20 protein-coding genes are annotated in these 23,806 nt (G+C 58.0%); 17 read left to right on the top strand and 3 right to left on the bottom strand.

Translation table 11 applies throughout. The annotated features are described in order from the left end of the window. Positions 1 to 80 precede the first annotated feature (80 nt). Positions 81 to 935 carry an amino acid ABC transporter permease gene (locus tag ACZ47E_RS19230; RefSeq protein WP_278067530.1) on the bottom strand — a complete coding sequence of 285 codons (855 nt, stop codon included), beginning with the start codon at positions 933 to 935 and terminating at the stop codon, positions 81 to 83. Positions 936 to 938: 3 nt separating this feature from the next. Continuing rightward, a complete protein-coding gene (locus ACZ47E_RS19225; RefSeq protein ID WP_278067529.1) occupies positions 939 to 1,874 on the bottom strand; it encodes an ABC transporter substrate-binding protein in 936 nt (311 codons plus the stop codon). A gap of 633 nt (positions 1,875 to 2,507) precedes the next feature. On the opposite strand from ACZ47E_RS19225, the gene ACZ47E_RS19220 reads away from it, so the two are divergent. From ACZ47E_RS19220 to ACZ47E_RS19195, 6 genes are read left to right on the top strand one after another with little or no spacing between them, the layout of a single operon-like run. After that, a complete protein-coding gene (locus tag ACZ47E_RS19220; RefSeq protein ID WP_107341180.1) occupies positions 2,508 to 3,623 on the top strand; it encodes an ABC transporter ATP-binding protein in 1,116 nt (371 codons plus the stop codon). 19 nt (positions 3,624 to 3,642) lie between these two features. Next, positions 3,643 to 4,683 (top strand): ABC transporter substrate-binding protein, encoded by a 1,041-nt coding sequence (locus ACZ47E_RS19215; RefSeq protein WP_278067528.1) that lies wholly within the window; start codon positions 3,643 to 3,645, stop codon positions 4,681 to 4,683. A gap of 9 nt (positions 4,684 to 4,692) precedes the next feature. Next, complete coding sequence (locus tag ACZ47E_RS19210; protein ID WP_107327340.1) at positions 4,693 to 5,520, top strand: ABC transporter permease; 828 nt, start codon at positions 4,693 to 4,695, stop codon at positions 5,518 to 5,520. Further along, positions 5,513 to 6,334: an ABC transporter permease gene (locus ACZ47E_RS19205; protein WP_107327341.1), complete on the top strand. Its 822-nt coding sequence runs from the start codon at positions 5,513 to 5,515 to the stop codon at positions 6,332 to 6,334. Before ACZ47E_RS19210 ends, ACZ47E_RS19205 begins: the two co-directional genes overlap by 8 nt. Before the next feature lie 31 nt (positions 6,335 to 6,365). Beyond that, the gene (locus ACZ47E_RS19200; RefSeq protein WP_278067527.1) at positions 6,366 to 7,790 is read left to right on the top strand and encodes a Xaa-Pro peptidase family protein; all 1,425 of its coding nucleotides are present in this window, start codon (positions 6,366 to 6,368) and stop codon (positions 7,788 to 7,790) included. A gap of 1 nt (position 7,791) precedes the next feature. After that, positions 7,792 to 8,466, top strand: coding sequence for a flavin reductase family protein (locus ACZ47E_RS19195; RefSeq protein ID WP_464017132.1), 675 nt, complete (start codon positions 7,792 to 7,794; stop codon positions 8,464 to 8,466). A gap of 94 nt (positions 8,467 to 8,560) precedes the next feature. Here the strand turns inward: ACZ47E_RS19195 and ACZ47E_RS19190 are convergent, their stop codons facing one another. Continuing rightward, complete coding sequence (locus ACZ47E_RS19190) at positions 8,561 to 9,574, bottom strand: LacI family DNA-binding transcriptional regulator (protein ID WP_107341144.1); 1,014 nt, start codon at positions 9,572 to 9,574, stop codon at positions 8,561 to 8,563. A gap of 195 nt (positions 9,575 to 9,769) precedes the next feature. On the opposite strand from ACZ47E_RS19190, the gene ACZ47E_RS19185 reads away from it, so the two are divergent. The 11 genes from ACZ47E_RS19185 to ACZ47E_RS19135 all read left to right on the top strand — a co-directional run bounded on the left by ACZ47E_RS19185 (position 9,770) and on the right by ACZ47E_RS19135 (position 23,801). Beyond that, positions 9,770 to 11,698 carry an ABC transporter substrate-binding protein gene (locus ACZ47E_RS19185; protein ID WP_464017131.1) on the top strand — a complete coding sequence of 643 codons (1,929 nt, stop codon included), beginning with the start codon at positions 9,770 to 9,772 and terminating at the stop codon, positions 11,696 to 11,698. A 103-nt stretch (positions 11,699 to 11,801) separates the two neighbouring features. Then, positions 11,802 to 13,916, top strand: coding sequence for a family 10 glycosylhydrolase (locus tag ACZ47E_RS19180; RefSeq protein WP_464017130.1), 2,115 nt, complete (start codon positions 11,802 to 11,804; stop codon positions 13,914 to 13,916). A 28-nt stretch (positions 13,917 to 13,944) separates the two neighbouring features. Next, the gene (locus ACZ47E_RS19175) at positions 13,945 to 14,931 is read left to right on the top strand and encodes an ABC transporter permease (RefSeq protein ID WP_034499467.1); all 987 of its coding nucleotides are present in this window, start codon (positions 13,945 to 13,947) and stop codon (positions 14,929 to 14,931) included. Between the two features lie 10 nt (positions 14,932 to 14,941). Further along, positions 14,942 to 16,117, top strand: a complete 1,176-nt coding sequence (locus ACZ47E_RS19170) for an ABC transporter permease (protein ID WP_278067525.1) — start codon at positions 14,942 to 14,944, stop codon at positions 16,115 to 16,117. Positions 16,118 to 16,128: 11 nt separating this feature from the next. Then, a complete protein-coding gene (locus ACZ47E_RS19165) occupies positions 16,129 to 17,841 on the top strand; it encodes an ABC transporter ATP-binding protein (RefSeq protein ID WP_278067524.1) in 1,713 nt (570 codons plus the stop codon). A gap of 11 nt (positions 17,842 to 17,852) precedes the next feature. Then, positions 17,853 to 18,638, top strand: coding sequence for a 2-oxo-tetronate isomerase (gene otnI / locus ACZ47E_RS19160; protein WP_064263905.1), 786 nt, complete (start codon positions 17,853 to 17,855; stop codon positions 18,636 to 18,638). A 3-nt stretch (positions 18,639 to 18,641) separates the two neighbouring features. After that, entirely contained in the window at positions 18,642 to 19,493 is an 852-nt protein-coding gene (locus ACZ47E_RS19155) for a 2-hydroxy-3-oxopropionate reductase (RefSeq protein ID WP_278067523.1), read from the top strand. Positions 19,494 to 19,843: 350 nt separating this feature from the next. After that, entirely contained in the window at positions 19,844 to 20,128 is a 285-nt protein-coding gene (locus ACZ47E_RS19150; protein ID WP_100911101.1) for a YMGG-like glycine zipper-containing protein, read from the top strand. A 206-nt stretch (positions 20,129 to 20,334) separates the two neighbouring features. Beyond that, positions 20,335 to 21,009: a response regulator gene (locus tag ACZ47E_RS19145; RefSeq protein ID WP_044459318.1), complete on the top strand. Its 675-nt coding sequence runs from the start codon at positions 20,335 to 20,337 to the stop codon at positions 21,007 to 21,009. A 1-nt stretch (position 21,010) separates the two neighbouring features. Continuing rightward, positions 21,011 to 22,360 carry a sensor histidine kinase gene (locus ACZ47E_RS19140; protein WP_278067522.1) on the top strand — a complete coding sequence of 450 codons (1,350 nt, stop codon included), beginning with the start codon at positions 21,011 to 21,013 and terminating at the stop codon, positions 22,358 to 22,360. Between the two features lie 247 nt (positions 22,361 to 22,607). Continuing rightward, positions 22,608 to 23,801, top strand: a complete 1,194-nt coding sequence (locus ACZ47E_RS19135) for an efflux RND transporter periplasmic adaptor subunit (protein WP_464017129.1) — start codon at positions 22,608 to 22,610, stop codon at positions 23,799 to 23,801. Positions 23,802 to 23,806: the final 5 nt, after the last annotated feature.

The raw sequence follows: 23,806 nt of genomic DNA, 5'->3' as shown, positions 1-23,806 counted from the left end.
CTGATGGGATGCGCTGCAGTGGCGATCCCTTGGTTGGTTGATTTTCTGGCGTCATTGACTGCGCGCTGGCGCCCCGAAGCTCAATTTTTGCCGCTGTTCGAGCGGCCTTTTGGTGCAAGCTTCCGTTCCAGATAGTGCTGGCCGATGGAGGCGATCGTGGTGATCCCGAGATACCAAAGCGAGGCAACGCACAGGAGTTCGATGACGAGGAAGTTGCGGGCGTAGATGGCCTGCGCCTGTGTCAACAAATCCTGCATGCCGATGACGGAAACGATGGCACTCGCCTTCAGCATGCCGATCGCCTGGTTTCCAGTCGGCGGGATGATCAGCCTTACTGCCTGAGGGAGGACTACCTTTCGCAGAGTCTGCAATGGTCTGAGGCCCAGAGACGATGCGGCTTCGCGCTGTCCACGATCCACGGCATTCAGGCCACTCCGAATGATCTCGCTCATGTTTGCCGCCTCGTGCAGACCAAGCGCCAGGAAGCCGGCCAGGGCGGGTGTGACGATGTCGTTTACCGAAACCGACCAGGACCCGAATCCGATCTCGGGGACGAAGAGCGCGATGTTGAACCAGAAGAAGATCTGGACGATCAGCGGTACGCCGCGGAACCACCAGACAAAGGCGACGGCGATCGCCTTGAGAACGATGTTCTGGCTCGTCGCCATGATGGCAACGAGGCAACCGATGACGATGCCGGCGACCATGGCGCCGGCTGTCAGTTCGAGCGTCAGGACGACGCCGCCAAGAATGACGGGGTCAATCATGTAGCGCGGGATCTCGCTCCACTGGACGCTTTGATTGCGCCCGATAGCCAGGACCATGAGGGCCAGCACAAGGATCGCAATGCTACCGGTTGCGACCTGCCTCCAGAGTATCGGCCTGCGGACTGGAGGCACGATGGTCATGCTGATCGGTTGAGCAAATAGTGCCATGGCTCATTCCACCGGCATGGAGGCAGCATCGTTGAACTTGACGGTCTTCACGGCAAGCGGGCCAAGACTCCATTTCTCCATGATGGCCCGATAGGCGCCGCTGTCGACCATGTGTTGGAGCGAGGCGATCACGGCATCCCGGAGCTGTGGATTGTCCTTCGAGACCAGCATGCCAAGATAACCGACGGCGAGGCGGACATCGGGCAAGGCTTGCAGGCCGACGCCTTTGCCGGTCTGCTTCTCGGTGGTGTAGACGCTCGTTGCGTAACCGTTGACGGTCGCATCGGCGCGGCCCGTTCGCACGGCCTGCAGGACGTCAGGCATTTTCGGGATGGACATGATCTCGATGGGCGCGGTCTTGCATTTTGCCGAGGCGGCAACGACCAGCCTGTTCTGGAAGGTCCCGACCGGCACGGCGACCTTCTTGCCGCAGAGGTCTTCCATGTTCTTGATGCCGAGCGGATTGCCCCTGACCGTCATGATGGTTGTTGCGTCATACATGTAGTCGATGACATCGACCTGCTTTTCCAGTTCCACATCGTCGTTGATACCGGAAAGCGTGATGTCGAACCGCTTGGAGAGCACGGCGGGAACGATGGCTGCGCCCGCGCCGACATTGGTCATCTGCACATTAATGCCGAGAATGACGCCTAGCGCCGCCGCTAGATCGGCATCGATACCAATCAGCTTGCCAGCCTCGTCCTGGAAGCTGATTGGCGGCGTCAGATCCGTCGCAACCTTCAGCACCTTCTTTTCCTTGATCTCAGAAGGCAGACGGTCTGACAGTTGCTGATTAAAGGCGATGCCCGGAAGCTTCCCCACATCCTCCTCAGGCACCATCTTCACGGGCGTGCCTTCTGCGGCCTGCGTGGTTGAGGAGAGGAGAGCAAAGGCGATGCCTGCCAGGGCGGCTGTGACGGTCTTCTTGAAACTATGCATGCGGAACCCCTTCTTCACATTTCTATTGTCGTGAATTTTCAAGATTGGGTGATGCAATCAGCATGCCAGTTCGGGGTGATGGTTTTTATATATATGTTTTTATTGATTTATTTTGTACGCCGTAGAATCAACTTAATCTACGAACTAAGTTGCGCATGAATATTCGAAAGTATGTGATGAAAAAAATAGCCCGCATGGCGTTGTCGGATCATTCGTTTACAGTAACAACATTTAACCTATTGAAAAATATTTATAATCTTAAGATTTTTAAGAACGGATACGGTGCCTTGGTCGTCGAGAAAGCTCCGATACTGATACGATTCAAGAGCTCATGAGCCAAAGCTCTGCCCAACAAATCACCGTCATCTATCAAGGCTGCACAATTAATGAATTCCAGATGGTTTGCGATTTTTCATGATTGTGAAGTTGCGAAATAACTTAAAACAAAAATAATTACATATATTCATGTGGTTGCTACCATCAGTTCGGTGTTGGAAGCGTAGTTGGCACGCAGCTTGCAATTCCTTTCCCATGGACCAGCGCGAGCTCAAAATTGCCGATCAACCACATCTCCGCCTGATGAATACGAGAGCCACGTCCTCGTCTGTTCAGGCGCAAACCAAGGGGACATTCATGTCGCAGGCCTCGAATGCATCAGAAGGCAGGCAGCTCAGCGTTCGTGGCCTGACCCACAGCTACGGTGGACAGAACGCGATCAGCGACATCTCTTTCGAGATGAACGCTGGTGAGATTGTCGCACTCCTCGGACCGAGCGGCTGCGGCAAATCCACGGTGTTGCGGGCCATCGCGGGGCTGATCCAGCCGAAAAGCGGCGTGATCCAGCTCGGTGGAGAAGACCTTGCCAATGTTTCGGCCCGTGCGCGCGGTATAGGCATGGTTTTCCAGAACTATGCGCTGTTTCCACACCTGACGGTCGCCGAGAACATCGCCTATCCGTTGGCATGCCAGAAGGTTGGGCGCTCCGAGCGGCGTGAACGGGTCGAGGAGATGCTTTCGCTCGTACGGTTGAAAGGGTTTGGTCATCGGCTACCGCGTGAGCTCTCCGGTGGTCAGCAGCAACGCGTGGCGGTGGCCCGTGCCATTGCCGGACGGCCTTCGCTTCTGCTTCTCGACGAACCCTTCGGTGCCTTGGACCGGGCGCTCCGTTTCGACCTGCAGGTCGAGCTTCTCCATCTGCAGAAGACGCTGGGCATCACCACACTGATCGTCACGCATGACCAGGAGGAAGCGCAAAGTCTGGCAGGTCGTCTCGTGCTGATGAACAAGGGCAATGTCGAGCAGATCGACACCCCGATGGCCGTTTATGACCGGCCGAAAACGCTGTTCGTCAATACGTTTATCGGCCAGGCCAATGTACTGCATGGAACGGTGGATCGCCTGGATGCCGAGGCAACCCTGGTCACGCTTGCCAATGGCAAGGCTCTCGTTCTCCCCCGCCGCCTGAATTTCACCACAGGCTCGAAGGTGACGATCACCTTCCGTCCCGAAGACGTACGCCTGTCTGCGACCTCGAGCGCATCGGCCCTGCCGGCGCGACTGACCGTGTCAGTGCCGCTTGGGCCCACCCTTGTCCATGATCTCCTTCTCGAAGACGGGACAAACCTTCGTTCCTCGGAGGTCCGCGGACCTTCGACCTTCATTCCCGAGCCGGGAGCACAGCTCTTTGCCGAGATAGACACCATGAGGTGTCACGCCTTTCCGAGCGAACCGGAAGCATTCCGTGAATAACAACAACAGAGGTGAGCCGATGCAAGACTTCAACATCACAAGACGCCGTTTCGGACTGCTTGCCGCCGGTGCGGCCGTGGCAGCGACCGTTCCTTTCGCCGCCCGTGCGGCTGGTGGCACGGCGGTTGCCGCGACCTTCCCAGGCAACTGGGAAGACGGCTATCGCACCGTGCTGACGCCACTCGTGAAGGAGGCCGGCTTCGATCTAACGGTCGCTCCGGCAATGGCGCAGGACCAACTCGCCAAGGTCATGGCAAGCCCCGGCAACCCGCCCTATGACACGCTTCTCATGTCGCCCGGTCAGATGGCCATCGCCGTCGAGAACGACCTCATCCAGAAGATCGACCCTTCGAAGCTGAAAAACTGGGGAATGCTCGATCCGGCCTTCCAGGGCGAATATGGCCCGACCGTCACGGTAGAGGTCAACGGCATTGCCTATAATCCCGATCTCGTACCCGCGCCGAAGGGCTACCGCGATCTTTTTGAAAACCCGGTCTATAAGGGCTTGGTCTCGTGGACAGGCTTTGCCTCCAATACAGGCGTAATGGCCTATACCCAGATCGCCAAGATTTTTGGTTCAGGCCCCGCCGACATGGATGCCGTCTTCAAGCTGTTCAAGGAACACCCGGAACAGATCAAGGGCGTGGTGGCCAGCACGAACCACCAGATGACGCTGTTCCAGCAGGGCGAGATTGCAGTCTTCATGTGCTCGACCGGCAACGTCGCCAAGCTGAAGGCTATGGGGCTGAAGGCCGAATTCGTCCAGCCGGAGACGGGCTCGCCTGCAGCCCCTGTCAACATTCATCTGACCAAAGGCGCCAAAAACGTCGACGCTGCCTACGCCTATATGGATGCAGCGATTTCGAAGGCCGCCCAAGACAAGTTGAAGATGCCGCCACAGGAAATGTTCCCGACGAACAAGGAAGTGGAACTGACACCTGGCATCGAGGCTTATGTGAAGCGCGAACAGCTTGCCTCTCTCGTCTATCCGGACTGGGCTGCCATCAACAAGAACCGGCCGGAATGGATCCGCCAGTTCGACGCCCTCGTGGCTGGTTGAGGTAGCACCATGAAAGCGAGCGGCTTCCCCTACGTTATCCCGATGCTTCTGCTGTCGCTGGCGTTCTTCGCGACGCCGCTCGCCGTCCTTGTCGGGTTCAGCTTTATTGGACCCGACGGCCTGTCCCTGCACAATTATGCGCGCTTTCTCGGCGATGCGTTCAATTATCGCGTACTCGTCAACACCGCCAAGCTCGGGGTGCAGACCATCGTCACCACGACGCTGCTCGGTGTGCCGATCGCGCTGTTCTACTGGCACAGCGGCAAGACCACGCGTCAGATTATCATTTTCCTGACGCTGATCCCTATGTTGACCAGCAACGTGGTTCGCACCTTTGCCTGGATCGTGATTCTCGGACGGCAGGGCCCGATCAGCGAACCATTCGTGGCGCTTGGGCTGACTGACCGTCCCTTCACGCTGATGTCGACGGAACTTGGGCTTGTGATGGCCATGTGCCAGATCGACCTGCCGCTGATCATCCTTCCGCTGGTGGCGATTTTGTCGCGCATTCCCGTCACCTATACCGAAGCTGCGCAGGTTTCGGGCGCCGGGCCATGGCGCATTCTTGTCACGGTCCTGTTGCCGATGATGCTGCCTGGACTTCTGGCCGGTTGGATTCTCGTCTTTGCCAGCACCAGTGCTTCCTTCGTCACCCAGGCGGTGATCGGCGGCGCGCGCAACGTCTATGTGCCGCAATTGATCTACCGCGAGGTCGGCACGCTGTTCGACTGGCCGATGGCGTCTGCGATCGCCGTCGTGCTCCTCATGTCAACCGGCATCCTGCTCGTCGCCATGACCATGATTTCCCGTCACCGGAGGCTCGTCGGCCATGCGTAGAAAATCCGAAAACCCGGTCCCCGCCATCCTCTACAAGGTATTCGTCTTCGGCTTCGGCGGCCTGAGCCTGATCTATCTCGTGGCCCCGATCGTCATCGCGATCACCATGTCGTTTACTTCAGGACAGACGCTCAAATACCCACCGGAGGGTTTTTCGCTGCGCTGGTATGAGGCGTTGCTCGATCCTATCCGCTCCGGGACCGAACATATTGCCGCCGGCAACTCGCTGAAGATCGCAGGCCTTGCCGTCCTCGGCTCGCTGCTCTTTGCGGTGCCCGCCACGATCGGCATGGCCCGGCTGCACCGTCGGTCGGTCAACACAATCGAGCCGTTGCTCCTCGCCCCGCTGGTCTTGCCAAGCCTCGTTTATGGTCTGGCTGCGCTGATCGTCGCCAATTTCGTTGGCTTGCAGCCTTCGCTCTGGCTGACTGTCGCCGGCCATGTGGTGGTCTTTGGGCCTTTGATGTACCGCGCCGCTTCGGTCGTCGCGCAGGGTATCAATCCGTCGCTGGCAGAAGCTTCGACGGTAATGGGGGCTACGTGGTTCACCACACTGAGGCGCGTGATCCTGCCCTTGCTGACACCCGGCATTCTCGCTGGCGCATTCCTCGTCTTCATCCAGTCGCTCGACAACGTTTCCGTCTCGCTCTTCCTGGCCGACGCGCAGACGACAGTGCTGCCGCTCAGGATGTTTGCCCTTATTGAGGAATCGCTCGATGTGCGCGTTGCCGCCATGTCGGGCCTGCTGATCGGCCTGACGCTGGTGGTGATGCTGGTGGCAAGGCGGGTGCTGGCGCCTACGCGACAGGCCTGACGAACAAGAACAATATTGAAAGGAATAGCCCATGAACATGACCGCCACCAGAACAGGAGCCTATCGCATCGGCTCGCTGCTCGCCGATTTTCAGCCGGATTTCGATTTCGCAGCGCCCTTGCCCCTCCCGGTCGAGGAATTCGAGGATCGTCTGCGGCGTATCCGCCGCCAGGCAGTGGAGGCCGGACATGACGCCCTGATTGTTCATACCGGCGGTGTGGGCTGGTTTCACACGTCGAACCACTATCTGCGCTATATCTGCGACTGGATGCGGGAAGGCGTGCTAATCATTCCGACGGATGTCGACAAGCCAATGGTGCTTTTGTCCTTCTTTACCCAGTCCGTGCTCCTGCCGCCGGGAGGCGAGCCAGTGCTGGTCGAGGATATCTGGCAGATTGGCCCCATCGGGCGGGAGTATGCCGACCGTCCGGGCGACAGCGTCATCAAGACGGCGGAAAAATGTGCCGCACTCCTGGCGGGAATGGGGTTATCGAAAGCACAGGTTGGCCGTATTGGCGACCGCACCTCGCTGACTTTCTGGGCAGGTCTCGACGCATTGATGCCAGGCGTGAAGTTCGTTGCCGACAATGCCATTCTCGACCGCATGCAAAAGGTCCGCTCGCCGCGCGAAATCGAGATGTTTCGGGCCGCCGCCCAACTGGTCAGCATCGCCACGCAGGCGGCCTATCACGTGGCAAAACCCGGCGTGACCGACCACGAGATCTATGCTGCCTTCACCCAGGCACAACTCTCCTTCGGTGGCGAAACCGGTGACGGTTACCAGATCGGCATCAACGAGTTTGGCACCCATTGCGGCAAGCCTTACGGGCACGTCGTACGATCGGGAGACCTGATCAATCTCTATGTCTCCAACGTGACCTACCGAGGCTACACTGCGCAGACTGCAAGGATGATCGCAATCGGCGAGATCACCAGGCGCCAGGAAGAGGTGCTCGCCGCCTGTACCGAAGGTGTCAAGCGTGCGGAAATGCTGATCCGGCCGGGTGCCTTGATGCGCGATGTCAATAATGCGGCTTTCGAGCCCATGATCGAGCGCCGCTTGCTGGCGTCGCCGGAAGCCCGCACCATGCCCTACAACTGGGCGCCGATGGATGATGGCAGCGCGAGGCTCATTCCGCGCCAATATGTCAAGAATATCGACTGGGAGGCGCAAGGCCGCTCACTCATGCATGTCTATCCAGCGACACATGGCCCGCATAACCCCAACCTCGGTCATTCAGTCGGCATGGCTGGTGGGCAGAACAGTTTCAACATCTCCTCCCATAACTACGATCGAATGGAAGAGGGAATGGTCTTCGTGCTGCATGCGCAGTGGTTGGAACCGCTATCCGCCGGCTGCAATGTCGGTGACATGTATGTCGTGACCAAAGACGGGTTTGAAAACCTGTCGCGCCACACTCCGCTTGAAACCCACCGCATTGCTGCCGAGGCCTGAGATGACCGATACGACCGTTGCTCACAGCCATTTCGATTTCGCCAAGCTCACAGAGCGCGAACGTTACAAGATCCTGATCGGCACGGTCATTCCCCGCCCGATCGCACTTGTAACAACCGCAGACAGAGACGGCCGCCACAATGCCGGGCCGTTCAGCTTCTTCAATGTCCTGACCCATGATCCGGCAATCGTTGCGATCGGCGTCGAAAATTACGCAGACATGCGCTTCAAGGACACTGCCCGCAACATTCGCGAAACGGGTGAATTTACGGTGCATATCTGTGACAACGCACTCGTGGACCAGATGGAGATCTGCGCCATCAAATTCGGTCCAGGCATCAACGAGATGGAGGAGGCGGGGCTCGAAACCGTACCGGGTGAGATGGTGTCTAGCCCACGCATTCTCGCGGCACCCGCAGCACTTGAGTGCCGTCGTCACACGACGTTGCAAGTGGGGCCTGCCCGCGAGATCATCCTCGGCGAGGTCGTCGGCGTCTTCGTGCGCAGCGATGCCGTCAACGCATCCAACTTGCATATCGACCAGCAGATGATGGACGCCGTTGGCCGCATGGGTGGCCACTCCTATACCCGTACCCGCGACCAGTTCGACGTCAAGACGTTGACGCCCCAGGAATGGGAGAGTCGAAGGCTCTCTGGAACTGACGCGGCTGAGTAAAATCTTCGATCATCAGCGCCTTTTTCGGTTGGTAGCTGCATCGCTCAGAGCCTGATCCGTCGTCGGTTCGATTCCAATTAAGAGCGGGTTGTTTTCATCGCTCGAAGGGAGTCAACCATTTCGAATGTCTAGGGGCAGGCCCCGATGAGCGTCGCTCGATAAAGGTCGAGGCGATAAGAATGCGTTTTGCGACGACCGGCTGGCCTCTTGTCTCAATGCGTTCCAACAATAGCCGCATCGCTGTAGCGCCCATCTCCCCGCCTTGTACTCTGATGGTCGTCAGGGGAGGAGATATTTGGGTCGCAGCGGAAAAATCACCAAATCCGACAACGGACATGTCGTCTGGTATGCGGTAGCCACGTGCTAAAAGTTCGGAAACAGCGGTGAGCGCCAACCCATCGTGAGCGCAGAACAGGGCTGTTGGTGCAATTCCGGCAGTTTGAAGAGTTTGCAGTGCAGGGATAAAGCCTCCATCTTCGTCAAAGCGCAGGACATGCAGTCGCGCATCGGCATGTTGCTCTAAACTTTCGCGCAGACCGTGATATCGCTCCATACGACCGCGATAGCCTTCCTGCCCCTGCACGAAAGCGATGTCGCGATGCCCGAGTCCAAACAAATAATCGCCGACCGCTATCCCTGCTTCGTGGTCCGTGCCGCCGACATGATCGGCCTGTTCAAGTGGAAGCACCCACCCCAGTCGAACCGAAGGCAAGCCCGACGCTTTGACAATGTCCAGCGTCTTTTTTTCGTGCGGCCCAACAAGAATGATACCTGCGCTATCTTTCACCATCGCCTCGACCCTGTCGGCGTCATGCGTCCACTGCAACCGTACGGCTTGACCTAGTCGATGCGCCTCCTTCTGCATGCCGTCCTGCAGCATCGTCCGCAACTCGTAGCTCACGCTATCGACCTGATCGTGAAAGATCAGAGTAATCTCGCGTTGCTCGTCGGCGGGCTTCGGGCGCTGGTAGCCCATCATCGCGGCAGCGTCCTCGACGCGCTTGCGCGTCGCCTCACTGACTCCTGCTTTTCCTGAAAGTGAACATGAGACCGCAAATTTTGACAGGCCGGTGTGATTGGCGATGTCCTGCAATGTCACTTTGCGCATAACGCATCCTCCCGCCGTGGAGTTCGTGCCGAAATAAATTAAACATAACGCTTTACCTAACAAATTACATAATACAAGCTAAACAAATTCGGGGATGCAAGCTATTTTTTTGCACCGCAGCCGTCCGAAAAATCGCGGGATCGATCCTGAGGAGGAGAGATAATTCCGCGATGCGTGACTGGAGGAGGAAAACAAATGCAAGGATTAAATCGCCGCGCGTTTCTCGCTGCGAGCACCGCTGCCGTCATACTACCCGCTTTGCCAGCGTTCGCGCAGACCACGACCGTTAAAGACCCCGCCATGCTGGACGCCTTGGTCGGGGAGGGTAAGCTGCCCGCCGTTGTGGACCGCCTGCCGCTCAATCCGCTTGTCATCACGCCGCTTGACCGCGTCGGAACACATGGTGGTGACTGGAACAGCGCGATCGTCGGTGGTGGGTCCCTGTCGATGTTGTTTCGATATCAGGCTTACGAGCCGCTGTTGCGATATAAGCCCGACTGGTCGGGTGTGGTGCCGAATGTCGCAGAGCACTACGAAAGCAATGCCGACGCCACGGAGTTCACCTTCAGATTGCGCAAGGGCATGAAGTGGTCTGACGGTCAGCCGTTCACTACCGAGGACATCATGTTCTGGTACGAAGACATCTTCAATTACGAGGGCCTTAGCGACATCGGCCAGAACCATCTGCGTGCGGGCGGAAAAAAGGCCCGCTTCGAGGCGTTGGACGATGTAACGTTCAAGGTGATTTTCGCCGCGCCCAACGGTCTTTTCCCTCTGCGGCTGGCATGGGCGAACGACGATCAGACCACCCGTGCGCCGAAACACTACCTCAAGCAATTCCACATCAAGTACAACCCAAATGCTGAACAGGAAGCCAAGGCCAAGGGCGCGTCTGGCTGGATTCAATTGTTTCAGCGAGAAGCGGGCCTCGTCGTGGACAACGAGTTCTTTCAGAACTCGCAACGTCCCGTTATCCACGCCTGGAAGATGGCGGTTGCGCCAGGACAGAGCACCGACCGTGCGATCGCCGAGCGCAACCCGTTTTACTGGAAGGTCGATACCGAGGGAAATCAACTGCCCTACATTGATCGCATCGTCTACCAGATGGTCGCAGACGCACAGGTGTTGTTATTGAAGGCGATGCAGGGCGAAATCGATCTGATGGACCAGTATATCGCGACGCCGGCAAACCGGGCAGTGCTTTACGACTCCCAGGACCAGGGCCAGTTTGGCTTATATACGCTGACGTCGACCGAAACCAACGAGATGGTTTTCCAGCTTAATCTAAATCATCCGGACGAAGCCAAACGCAAGCTTTACGGCAACAGGGATTTCAGGGCTGCGCTGTCAATGGCGCTGGACCGGCAGGCGATTATCGATACAGTTTTCATCGGACAGGGAACGATCTCCCAACCGGCCGTGCGGGCGGAGGATCCTCTTTATAACGAACGTCTGGCTACGCAATTCACCCAATACGACCCCGACGCCGCCAACGCGCTGCTCGACAAAATCCTTCCCACCAAGGATGGTGAGGGTTTCCGGCAGGATGAAAACGGCAAGCGTGTGACGGTCATATTCGAGATCGACCAGGCTCGAACCACATTCCTTGACATTTTCCAGCTGGCGCTGCCGATGTTTCACGCGGTGGGTGTGGACGTGCAGATGCGAAGCATGGACCGTTCGCTTTGGGAGGTGCGCGTGCGTCAGGGCATCGACTATGACGCCACTGCACACCGCTTCGGCGGCAATGCCGGCATCGCTGCTATTCTCGATCCGCGCTATTTTATTCCCAACACGACCGAGGCGCTCTACGCCAAGGGCTGGCAATTGTGGTACCGCGATCCTGCTTCCAAGGGTGCGGTCGAGCCGCCTCAGCCGGTCAAGGACGCATTGTCACGCTATGACCGCGTGCTGGGCTCGCCGGACCCGGATGTGCAGCGCAAGCTGATGGCCGAAATACTGGAGATCGCGGCCGACCAGTTTTACGTCTTCGGCGTTTGCCTGCCCAGCGACAGTTACGGCGTGGTGAAGAACAACATGCAGAACGTTCCCAAATCCATGCCGAATTCGTGGGGATATCCCACACCCGGGCCCGCCAACCCCGAAACCTTTTTCAAGGCCTGATCCCACCGTTCCATTCCGGCATCAACTGAACCCGGATGGAAACATCAAACCTTTTAGCCGCCCCCAAAGGGCGTGACGGCATAATATTGTCATTGGAGAACACATGTTGCATCGACCAAACGCCATTTCCGGAGCTGCCGTTCGTTCTCCGGACTGGTTTAAATCCGCCACTCGCTGGACCCAATTGACCTTTGCGGAGGACGACCCGGCGAAATATGACCCCGAGTTCTGGATCGACGTCTTCAAGCGCACCAAGTCGAATGCAGTCTGCCTTTCCGCTGGCGGCTATATCGCCTATTACCCAAGCGAAATCCCCCTGCATTACGTGTCCAGCTTCATTGGCGATACCGATCCGTTTGGCACGATCGTGGAAGGCGCGCGCAAATTGGGAATGCACGTCATGGCGCGCGTCGACCCACATGCGATCCACGAGGATGCAGCACTGGCCCATCCCGAATGGGTGGCCATCAATCAGGACGGAAGTCCGCGTGAGCACTGGGCATTTCCCGGTATCTACGTCACCGATGCGCTGGGAAGTTATAACCGCGACTTCACAACCGACGTCATTCGCGAAGTCGTAACCAAATATGACGTCGATGCCGTGTTCGCCAACCGCTGGCAGGGCCATGGCGTGTCCTACAGCGACGACAATCGCAAACGTTTCAGGCAGGAAACTGGTTTTGATTTGCCGATGAGACCGGATGCGACGGATCCGGCATGGCAGGCGTGGGCGGCGTGGCGCAGAAGCATACTCACCGAGCTTGTGGTCTATTGGGACGAGACGGTCAAATCCATCCGTCCCCATGCCAGCTTCATTCCAAATATGAGCGGTTCGTCACTGATGGAATTCGACCTTTCGCTCATACAGAAACATTGCCCGATCCTGTTCGTGGACCACCAGGCGCGACAAGGTGTGGAGGTTGGCTGGTCTGCTGGACGGAACGGCAAACGCATTCGTGGAACGTTCCGTGACAGACCCGTTGGCCTCATCACCTCCATCGGACCAGAGGAAGAGTACCGATGGAAGGATTCCGTCCAGAGCGGTGAGGAAATCAAGCTCTGGATTCACGACGGCATTGCGCAGGGCCTTTTCCCATGGTTCACCAAATTCAATGCCTGCGTTCCTGACAACCGCTGGGTGCAGCCCGTTGCAGAAGCCTTTAATCTTCATGCGGACATTGAGCCATATTTGGAGGGCATGCAGCCAACTGCCGAAATCGCGATCATTGATCCATCCACGACGTTGCGGCACTGGGCACCGGAGCAACGTCATATCGCCGAACATAATGATCTCGGCTTTTATCATGCGCTGGTGGAAGCGCGCATTCCGTTTGAATTTTTATCCGATCAGGTCATGACCCCGGATGCGCTTGATCGCTTCAAGCTCATTATTCTGGCCAATGCCACCTATCTGTCGGACGGACAATGCGCGGCCATCGAACAGTATGTACGGCGCGGCGGGTCGATCGTTGCCGCGCATGAAACCTCGCTCTGTAATGAAGTCGGCGAGCGGCGCGGTAATTTCGGACTATCAAATGTCTTCGGTGCCTCGCTGGCATCGACGCCACGTGGCCCGGTCAAGAACACCTATGTTGCACTGTCCGATCCGCACCCTGTGAACGAGGGCTACGAGGGTGCCGCTCGCATTATCGGCGGCACACACCTGATTGCCGTCGATGCCAATCCGGACGTTGAAACGCCTTTCCTCTACGTCCCTGATTTTCCGGATCTGCCCATGGAGGAAGTCTACCCACGCGAAGCCCCGAACGGCGCTGCGGTGATTGCGCGTGAGACCGGCCATGGAGGTCGTGTGGTCTACATTCCATGGAACATTGGCGAGGTCTTCTGGAAAGTGCTTGCACCCGATCATGGTAGGCTGATCTCGAACGCCGTGAACTGGGCTCTTGGCCAAGACCATCGTGTGACGGTCGAAGGGAAGGGTATCATAGACATCGCCGTTTATGAAAACGAGGAATCGATGGCAATCTTCCTCGTCAACCTTACCAACCCGATGATGATGAAAGGTCCTTTGCGGGAGGTCTACCCTATCGGTGAGCAGACATTATCGATCGATCTGCCAAAAGGTCGCTCGTCTGCCACGGTGAAACTGCTTGTGAAAAGCGAGGCCGCGTCCTGCAAGATCGTTGGCAACCGTGCAGAAATCACCGTGCCCTCCATCCGGGACCTCGAGACGGTTCATCTGACCTGGCATTCATAAGCCGGATAGCGTGTAGCGGGAGGAACCCATGCTGACATATGTGGCAAAGCGCGTTCTTTACATGATACCGACCCTGTTCGGCATGTCCTTGATCGCATTCATGATCATTCAATTGCCACCAGGCGATTATCTGACCTCGCTTCTCTCCACCATGGCCGATGGCGGGCAAAATCTGGACGAGGCGACGATTGCGCGCCTGCGCGCGCAATACGGTCTCGATCAACCTGTCTATGTCCAGTATTTCGTGTGGATCAGCGGAATATTGACCCGGGGCGATTTCGGATACTCCTTCGAGTGGAACCAGCCGGTCTCGACCCTGATCTGGGACCGGATGGGATCGACGCTGCTGATCTCGCTGGCGAGTCTTTTACTGGTTTGGGCAATATCCCTCCCGATTGGGATCTATTCCGCGGTCAGACGCCATTCCTTCGGCGACCACGCCTTTACGCTTCTTGGCTTTATCGGGCTGGCCGTTCCGAATTTCATCATGGCGCTGACCTTGATGTATGCGAGCTACCGGTTTTTGGGACAAAGCGTTGGCGGCATATTTTCTCCCGCTTTCGTCGATGCGCCGTGGAGCATCGCAAAATTCAACGACATGCTCAGCCATATGTGGATACCTGTGATCGTCATCGCCATGTCAGGCACTGCCGCCATGATCAGAATTCTGCGGGCAAATCTGTCGGATGAATTGAGCAAGCCTTATGTCATCACGGCGCGTGCCAAGGGTTTGCCCGAGCGTAAGGTCATCGTGAAGTATCCCGTCCGCATTGCGCTCAATCCTTTCGTCAGCTCGATCGGCTGGGTGCTGCCGGATCTCGTTTCTGGCGTCACCATCACCGCCATCGTGCTGAACCTTCCAACGGCGGGACCGCTTCTGCTGCGAGCGCTGGTCGGTCAGGACATGTATCTGGCCGGAAGTTTCATTCTCTTAATGGGCGTGCTGACACTGGTGGGCATGCTGATTTCAGACATATTGCTGGCGGTGCTCGACCCCCGCATCCGGTTCAATTGAAGGGGTGGCCATGTCGATCAACCAGAACCCCACCATCGCGCTGGAAACCGGCCCCGCCATCAGCCCTCTGAAGTCCGGGCGCAAGGTAGTAAGCCTCGAGGCGGCAGGGCAATGGACGCTCATTCGCCAGCGCTTCTTTCGCCACAAGGTCGCAGCATTTGCTGCGGGTATTATTCTGTTGCTCTATTTCATCGGTGCCTTTGCCGAGTTCTTGGCACCGGGTCTGCCGAACACGTCGCGCCCGCAATATACCTTTGCGCCGCCGCAAAGCATCGCTTTATTTGCGCCGGCCGCCGATGGCGGTTCCCGCTTTCTGCCACACGTCAAGGGCTACAAGATCGAGATCGAGCCGAAAGCCCTCCGCCGCAGCTTCGTTGTCGATGACACGAAAATCATTCCTATCGGATTCTTCGTCAAAGGGGCGCCTTACAAGCTGTGGGGCATCATCCCGATGGAAACACATCTGGTTGGGCCGCTTGACGCCCGCGATCCGTTGTATCTGTTGGGTTCGGACCGGCTCGGACGAGACCTCATGAGCCGCCTCATCTATGGAACCCGCGTCTCCATGTCCATCGGCCTTGTCGGCGTTGCCATTTCGCTGACGCTCGGCGTCGTGATGGGTGCAGTCTCCGGTTATTACGGCGGCTGGGTCGATACCCTCATTCAGCGTATCATCGAGATCGTCAGTGCCATGCCGACCATTCCGCTTTGGCTGGGGCTGGCCGCCGCCATCCCCCTAAACTGGTCGCCGCTTTCGGTATATTTCGTCGTAACCCTGATTGTTTCGCTGCTGAGCTGGACGGGTTTGGCACGCGATGTGCGGGGACGATTCTTCGCGCTGCGCGGCGATGACTTCGTGACGGCTGCCCGGCTGGACGGTGCAGGGGAAAGGCGGATCATATTCCGCCACATCCTTCCATCACTAACCAGCCACATTCTGGCGGTGGTGACACTTGCCATTCCGACCATGATCGTCGCTGAAACCTCGCTGTCTTTTCTCGGGGTCGGTCTGAAACCGCCGGTCGTCAGCTGGGGTGTGCTGTTGCAGGATGCCCAGAACGTGCGCACGGTTGCCACGGCGCCATGGCTGCTGATCTGGCCGAGCCTTGCGGTGGTCCTGGCGGTGCTGTCCTTCAATTTCTTTGGCGATGGCCTGCGCGATGCAGCCGACCCTTACGATAGCTGAAAGGAAGTGAGATGACGAAGCACGAAACCTTGCTGGCGGTCCAAGACCTGTCCATCGATTTCCATCTCAGAACCCATGTGCTCCATGCCGTTCGCAATGTCAGTTTCAACCTTGAACGCGGCAAGACGCTTGCGCTGGTAGGGGAAAGCGGTTCAGGCAAATCTGTGACCGCCCGCGCCCTGATGCGGATCATCGACAAGCCCGGACAGATGACAGGCGGCCAGATCGTTCTCGATGGGCCCAACGGACCAGTCGATATCGCGAAATTTGCCGCAAGCAGTCGCGAGGTTCTGGCCATTCGCGGTGGACGGATCGGCCTGATTTTTCAGGAACCGATGAGTTCGCTGTCGCCGGTCCATACCATCGGCTCACAGATCATCGAAGCAGTGCGTCTGCACCGCCGCCTATCGAAGAAGCAAGCGCGGGAGCGATGTATCGAACTGCTGCGCCAGGTGGAGATACCGCAGCCGGAAGTGATGGCCGACAGATACACCTTCGAGTTTTCCGGGGGAATGCGCCAGCGGGCGATGATTGCCATGGCGCTGGCCTGCGACCCGGAAGTTCTGATCGCCGATGAGCCGACGACGGCGCTGGATGTGACGACGCAGGCCGAAATCCTCGATCTCATCAAGCGGCTGCAGGTGGAGCGCGGCATGGCGATGCTCCTCATCACCCACGACATGGGCATCGTTGCCGAAGTAGCGGACGAGGTCGCCGTCATGCGCTTTGGAAAGATCGTCGAAAAAGGGCCGGTGGACGAGATTTTCCACGCCAGTCAGCATCCCTACACACGGCAACTTCTGGAAGCGACGGTCAAGCTCGAGAGCGGCGCAGCCACGCGCACGCTGCCGGCGTCGCTGACGGCCAACGTGGCTCCGATCCTGTCAGTGCGCAATCTTTCCAAAGTCTACGGCGCGCCGTCCGGACTGTTTTCGTATGGCGGTGGGCGCGGGCTGGTGGCGGTGGACGATGCTAGTCTTGACCTATTTGCCGGAGAAAATCTCGGCATTGTCGGCGAAAGCGGATCAGGCAAAACCACACTAGGACGAATGATACTGCGGATCGTTGAGCCGAGTTCCGGCAAAATCGCGTATCGCGGATGCCCGGATGCGGCCCCGATGGACGTCACCACGCTGAGCAAATTCGATTTGCGCCGCTACCATCAGGATGTGCGTCTTATCTTTCAGGACCCATTTGCGTCGCTCAACCCCCGTATGACGGTGAAGCAGATCATCGGAGATCCTCTGGTCATCGCCGGTGGCATGTCCGGCAAAGTGGTGGAGACCCGCGTTGGCGAACTTTTGCAGAAGGTCGGGCTCGATCCCTTGGCGATGGAAAGATACCCACATGCCTTTTCCGGTGGCCAACGCCAGCGGATCGGGATTGCAAGGGCGCTCGCCGTCAACCCGAAGGTCATCGTCGCCGATGAGGCGACTTCGGCTCTCGACGTCTCGATACGAAGCCAGATCCTCGACCTGTTGCTCGATATTCAAAAGCAGCTCAATCTCAGCTTTATCTTCATTTCGCACGATATCTCGGTCGTGCGCTATTTCTGCGATCGCGTTGCCGTCATGCACAAAGGCAAGATTGTCGAGATCGGAGATGCGGAAACAATCTGCACCACGCCCTCGCACCCCTATACCAAGCGACTGATCTCTTCTGTTCCCAACCCCGACCCCCGCAACAAGCGCATGCTGCACCGCCTGCGCGCAGACCAAGTTTGAGGTCATTGCCAATGCCGAAATTCGCCGCCAATCTGTCCATGCTTTATACCGAACATCCGTTCATGGAACGGTTCGCCGCCGCCGCTGCCGATGGTTTTGCGGCAGTCGAATATGTCAGCCCCTACGAGGAGGCGGCAGAGACGATTGCAGCGGAGCTCAGGAGGTGCAATCTCACACAGGCTCTGTTCAACCTGCCGCCCGGCAACTGGGCCGCAGGCGAGCGCGGCATCGCCAGCCTGCCGGACAGGGTCTCCGAATTTGAGACGTCCGTTGAAACGGCGATCCGCTATGCAAAAGTTCTGGGATGCCGAAAGATCAATTGTCTGGCCGGTATTCAACCGCCCGGTGTCGATCCGCAAGTTCTGGAAGACACGCTTGTCGGCAATCTCGGTCACGCTGCGCAACGTCTGGCGGATTCCGGAATTGCCCTTGTCTTCGAGCCCATCAACACTCGCGACATACCCGGATATTTCCTCACCAACACCGATCAGGCCGAGCGGATCATGGACCGTGTCGGGCATTCCAACCTGCTGATCCAATATGATTTCTACCACATGCAAATCATGCAGGGCGATCTCGTCGCGACCTTCGAGCGCTTGCAGGACAAAATCGGCCACGTTCAGATCGCCGATAATCCCGGACGTCATGAGCCGGGGACGGGCGAGATCAACCACGATTTCATCTTCAGGCGTCTGGATGAACTTGGCTACGACGGATGGGTCGGCTGCGAATATCGACCGGCGTCGACCACCAGCGCAGGTCTTGACTGGTTGAAAGCATATCAACGGGAGGATTGAGCCATGAAAATAGGATTTATCGGATTGGGGGTCATGGGCCGCCCGATGGCGCAGCATCTGATCGATGCCGGACATGAGCTTTATCTTCACAGGGTCAAACCCGTGTCGAACTCCCTCCTGAAAAGTGGTGCGAGGGCATGCGGTTCAGGTGCAGAAGTGGCGCGCAGCGCCGAGATCGTGATTTTGATGCTGCCGGACACGCCCGATGTGGAAGCGGTTTTGTTCGGTGACGATGGCGTCGCGCACGGCCTCGATGCGGGAAAGCTCGTCATCGACATGAGTTCGATTTCACCGATTGCGACGAAGGATTTTGCCGCCCGTATTGAGGCGCTGGGATGCGATTATCTCGACGCGCCGGTGTCGGGCGGTGAAGTTGGCGCCAAAGCGGCGTCGCTGACCATCATGGTCGGCGGAAAACCGGATATTTTCGAGCGCGCAAGACCCCTGTTTGAAAAGATGGGCAAGAACATCACCCTGATCGGTGACGTTGGAAACGGTCAGGTTGCTAAGGTCGCCAATCAGATTGTTGTCGCCCTGAATATTCAGGCCGTTTCGGAAGCCCTTCGCTTTTCGAAAAAAGCCGGAGCGGACCCCTCGATCGTGCGCAAGGCCTTGATGGGTGGCTTTGCCGCGTCCCGCGTGCTGGAGATTCACGGCGAAAGGATGATCAACGAAACATTCGAGCCCGGCTTTCGCATACGTTTGCATCACAAGGACATATCGCTCGCGCTTGAGTCGGCGCGTCTGCTCGAGCTTATGCTGCCCAACACTGCGATTGTTCATCAGTTGATGAATGGCGCGCTGGAAAGAGGCCTGGGCGACAAAGACCATTCGGCGTTGATCAAAGCCTTGTAGTTCAAACGAGACCTCCTGATTGATAGTCGGCTTTCCAGCGTGAAGCGCGCAAAATCAGTAGATTGGTCCCTCGGTCGGGCCGCAAGACCGTTGGCGAGGAGCCGCATGTAGTCATTTCGGCTTCCCGTTCTGGAGCTCAGCGAGGAACAGCGAGATTCCGGATCCCATGGGTGGGCGGCGGTCACCTGAGAATGGGTGATCGCTAAGACGCGCGTCCTAAATGAATTTGCCCTTTCGACAGGTGTCGATGGCAACAGTTCTGCGTAACTTCCCCGTAATTTTCGGCGGCCATACGTCTCTGCCTCAAAAGTCAATCGACGACCGCCGTGGCGGCGAACGGAAGGATAGGCATGAAAAAGATTATCTCGGGCGTACTCGTTTGCGTGGTATTGACCGCGTGCAGCCAGACGGAAAAGGGCGCCGGCATTGGCGCGGCGAGCGGTGCTATAATCGGCGGGCTGGCAAGCGGTACCTGGGAAGGCGCAGCAGTGGGAGCCGCCGCAGGCGGCGCGGGTGGCGCTGTGATAGGAAACATCAGCGAACGTAACGACAGGAACCGCCGGGACCGTTGGGAACGACGGGATCACCGCGACTACAGCTGCAGATACCGGGATTATTACGGTCGCTGCCGCTAGAGATTGCAGCCGGCTGCCGCACGTCAAAGGCGAGAGTGATATCGAAAAACTCCGGCTCTTCACCCCCCGCAGCCACACCACTTTTATGACATCGGGAAATCTGACGGTCAGGACGTCACGAACGTTGAGCTTATCTCGATCACGGGCGGTCGTTTTGCTGTAAGGATTATCGGAAACGACAGTGCGACTGGAATGAGTAGGCGACTATGAAACTTCTACTTATCGAAGACGATCCAGAAATGACGGATGCCTTGAGGGTGGCCCTCTCGCAGCATGGCATTGTTCTTGATGCCGTTGGCGATCTGGCAACGGCGCGGGAAGCAATCGCCATGGCGGACTACGATATCGTCCTTATCGACCGGCAACTGCCTGATGGTGATGGCAGTACCTTTCTTGCGGATTTGCGTGGCGCAGGTTCAAACACGCGATCGATCATCATCTCCGCTCTGAGGTCCACCGACGAGCGTATATCCGGGCTGAATGACGGCGCTGATGATTATTTACCAAAGCCCTTCGAAATCGCTGAACTGGTCGCGAGAATGAGCGCTGTGCTGAGGAGGGCTCCGACAACGGGATCGTCCCTCCTGGCTGCCGGAAACGTTACCTACAATCGTGTGTCATGCGATGTACATGTCAATGGCGTCCGCCTTGCGCTCACCCGGAGGGAACTGCTGATCATCGAGACGCTTCTGAGAAACCGTGGTCGGACCGTGTTGCGCTCGTCCCTTGAGGGTCAGGTCTATTCCTTTGATGATGAGATCCAGTCGAACTCACTGGAATCCAACATGTCGCGGCTGCGCAGAAAGCTTGGCGAAGCGGAGGCCAACATCGTTATCAAAAACATTCGAGGCATAGGCTATTATCTTCATGAGCAGCAATAGGATGACCAGCACCTCCCTTCGCTGGCGTTTCACTTTCGGTTTTATTGTCCTGCAGCTCTGTGCGGTCATCGCCTCGCTCAGTCTGGTTTTCTATCTCCTTTCCGGCCTCAAGCCCGATGTGGCGATCACGTCCATCTGGCTGTCTCAGGAAATCGCAGATTCAGTCCGTCTCGAGCCGAATGGCCGAGCAAGTCTGATTCCAACGGCTGAACTTAAAGAGATTATGGAAGACTCGCCTAACCTTTGGTTCGTGGCAGACCTGGGCAAAGATATCGTTCTGGCACATGGCGTGCCTCCCGGGAAAATTGCCGATAGCATGCCATTCTTGCGGACGTTCAGAAGTGTCGAACTTCACGGCGATCTAGACGATCCGTTGAGTGTGGGCCGCATGGAGCGTTTCGACACCCAGGCCGGTGAGGCGACAATCTTTGCTGGCGGTGTTCCGATGTCTCAATATGGTGTGACCGTGCTGTTGGGGAACCTTGCTATCGGTATTCCGGCCCTGATCCTCGTGGCCATTTCGCTCATTGGCGCTCCGTTCGTCACACGCTGGGCTTTGCGATCCTTCAGCGACCTGACCGCGCGTCTCGACAGGATCGATCTCGACACACGTGGCGCCCTGGTGGAAGAGCGGGGTCTGCCCAATGAAGTGCTTCGCCTGGTGCGCGACATCAACAGGGCGCTGCGTCGTCTCGATAGCGGCTTCGAGGCGACGGAGCGCTTCTTCGTCAACGCGGCGCATGAACTTCGAACGCCGATCGCTGTCCTGCAGGTGAGGATTGATACGCTTTCACCAAGTTCTGACAAGACCCACCTGCAGACGGCCATCAAGCGACTGACAGCGATCGCGAACCAGCTTCTCGACACCGAGAAGTACCGACAGAAGCCCCAGCAGAACGCACCTGTCGATCTCAACAGCGTTGTTTCGAAGGTGGTTGCCGATCTTGCTCCCCTGGCGATCTCTGAAGGCTACGAGATTTCGTTCGACAGCGATGCGGAAGATCTGTTCGTTCCGGGTGATGCCGAAGCTTTGGAGCGTGCATTCGTCAATCTGGTCCGTAATGCAGTCCAGTACGGAGGCGGAAGAGGACAGATATCAGTGAGCATTGAGGCTGACGGTAGCGTGATGGTCGCCGATCAGGGTTGCGGAATCGCCAGCGATAAGCAATCGCGCATATTCGAACCGTTCTACCGGGTCAGCCCTCACGGCTCAGGCGCGGGCCTGGGTCTCAGCATGGTCAATGAGATCGTGACCCGTCACGGTGGTTACGTTGAGCTTTCGTCCGCGCCAGGTAAGGGCAGCACATTTGCCGTGCGCTGGCGCGAGAAGCGCATTTTCCAGCGTCGGTAGCGGCCGGTGCCTGCGCTAAGGGGTCAGGGCATCCGTATCCGTCGGCGTTGGATGGGCACGGCCGCGATCGCCTGATATGTGGCGGGCAATCTCAGCCCCGCCACCCACACTGCAAACACTCTTTGCCGATCGGTTGATTTTACGGTGCATGCCAAACGGAGCAGCCGCGACGACGGCTCCCCGTAACTTTCAGGTAACTCTCGTGACAGAAAAAGCCCGCAAATTTCATAGCATGGGCCACGACTAAATGACACGAAACATCACCCGCAAGCGTCTCATCCTGTCGGCGGTAACCCTTGTCGGTTTGCTGGTTGTCTGGTTCCTGCTTCTGCGTTCGCCGGCAAAGCCTGAACTGGTGACGGCGCAGGCGCGAATGGGTGACATTGAAGAGGTGGTGCTGGCGACCGGGGTTCTCGAACCGCTCGAGCTGGTGCGTGTCGGCGCCCAGGCGTCGGGACGCATTGAGCATCTTGCTGTCAAGATCGGTGACATCGTCGAGGCGGGCCAATTGGTGGCCGAGATCGATTCCCAGACCCGGCGCAACACCTTGCGGGACCGCGAGGCCGCCTTGGCCAACATCCGCGCCGTTCACGCCGCGCGCCGCGCCGGTCTGGTGAAAGCCGAGAAGGATTTGGAGCGTGAGCGTGACCTGCTGGCAGGTGGTTCCACGCCGCGCGCCCAGTATGACGCCGCGATTGCGACGCGAGACAGCGCGCGGGCTGAGGTTCAGTCGCTGGACGCTCAGGTCATCCAGGCGCAGGTCGCGCTGGAGTCAGCGGGCATAGAACTGGACTATACGCGTATCACTGCACCAATCGCGGGCACTGTGGTCGCGATCGTCACTGACGAGGGTCAAACCGTGAACGCCCTGCAGACTGCGCCGACCATCGTCATGATCGCGCGATTGGACACAATGACGGTACGCGCGGACATTTCCGAGGCTGACGTCGTGCGTGTGCGGCGAGGCCTGCCTGTCTGGTTCAGCATTCTTGGCGATCCGAAGCGCCGTTTCGATGGGGAGTTGCGACAGGTGGAACCGGCCCCGGCGTCCATCGCCAACGAGAGCAACGCCGCTGCTAACCGGATTAGCTCAACCAATGGCGCGGTCTATTACACCGGGCTGATCGATGTGGCGAATGCGGACGGGATCCTGCGGCCGTCCATGACGGCGCAGGTGTCCATCGTCTTGAGCCGCGTCAGCGGCGCCGTGCTGGTTCCGCTCAGCGCAGTGGAAGGGGCACCCCGGGCCGGTGATACGGCGCGCGTGCGGATACTGGACGCGATGGGCGAGGTACAGATCCGGCAGGTCCAGGTCGGCATCGACAACGGCGCGGACATCCAGGTCCTTGGCGGTCTTCAGGCAGGCGAGACCATCGTGCTTGGAGCGTCCACGGACGAACGCACGGATGGCCGGGCGCAACTGGCCGCAGCGAAGCGGTAGGGCGC

Source organism: Agrobacterium sp. 5Ca39 (assembly GCF_055382365.1).
Note: the sequence above shows the minus strand (reverse complement) of the source record. Positions and strands in the feature narration are given on the sequence as shown.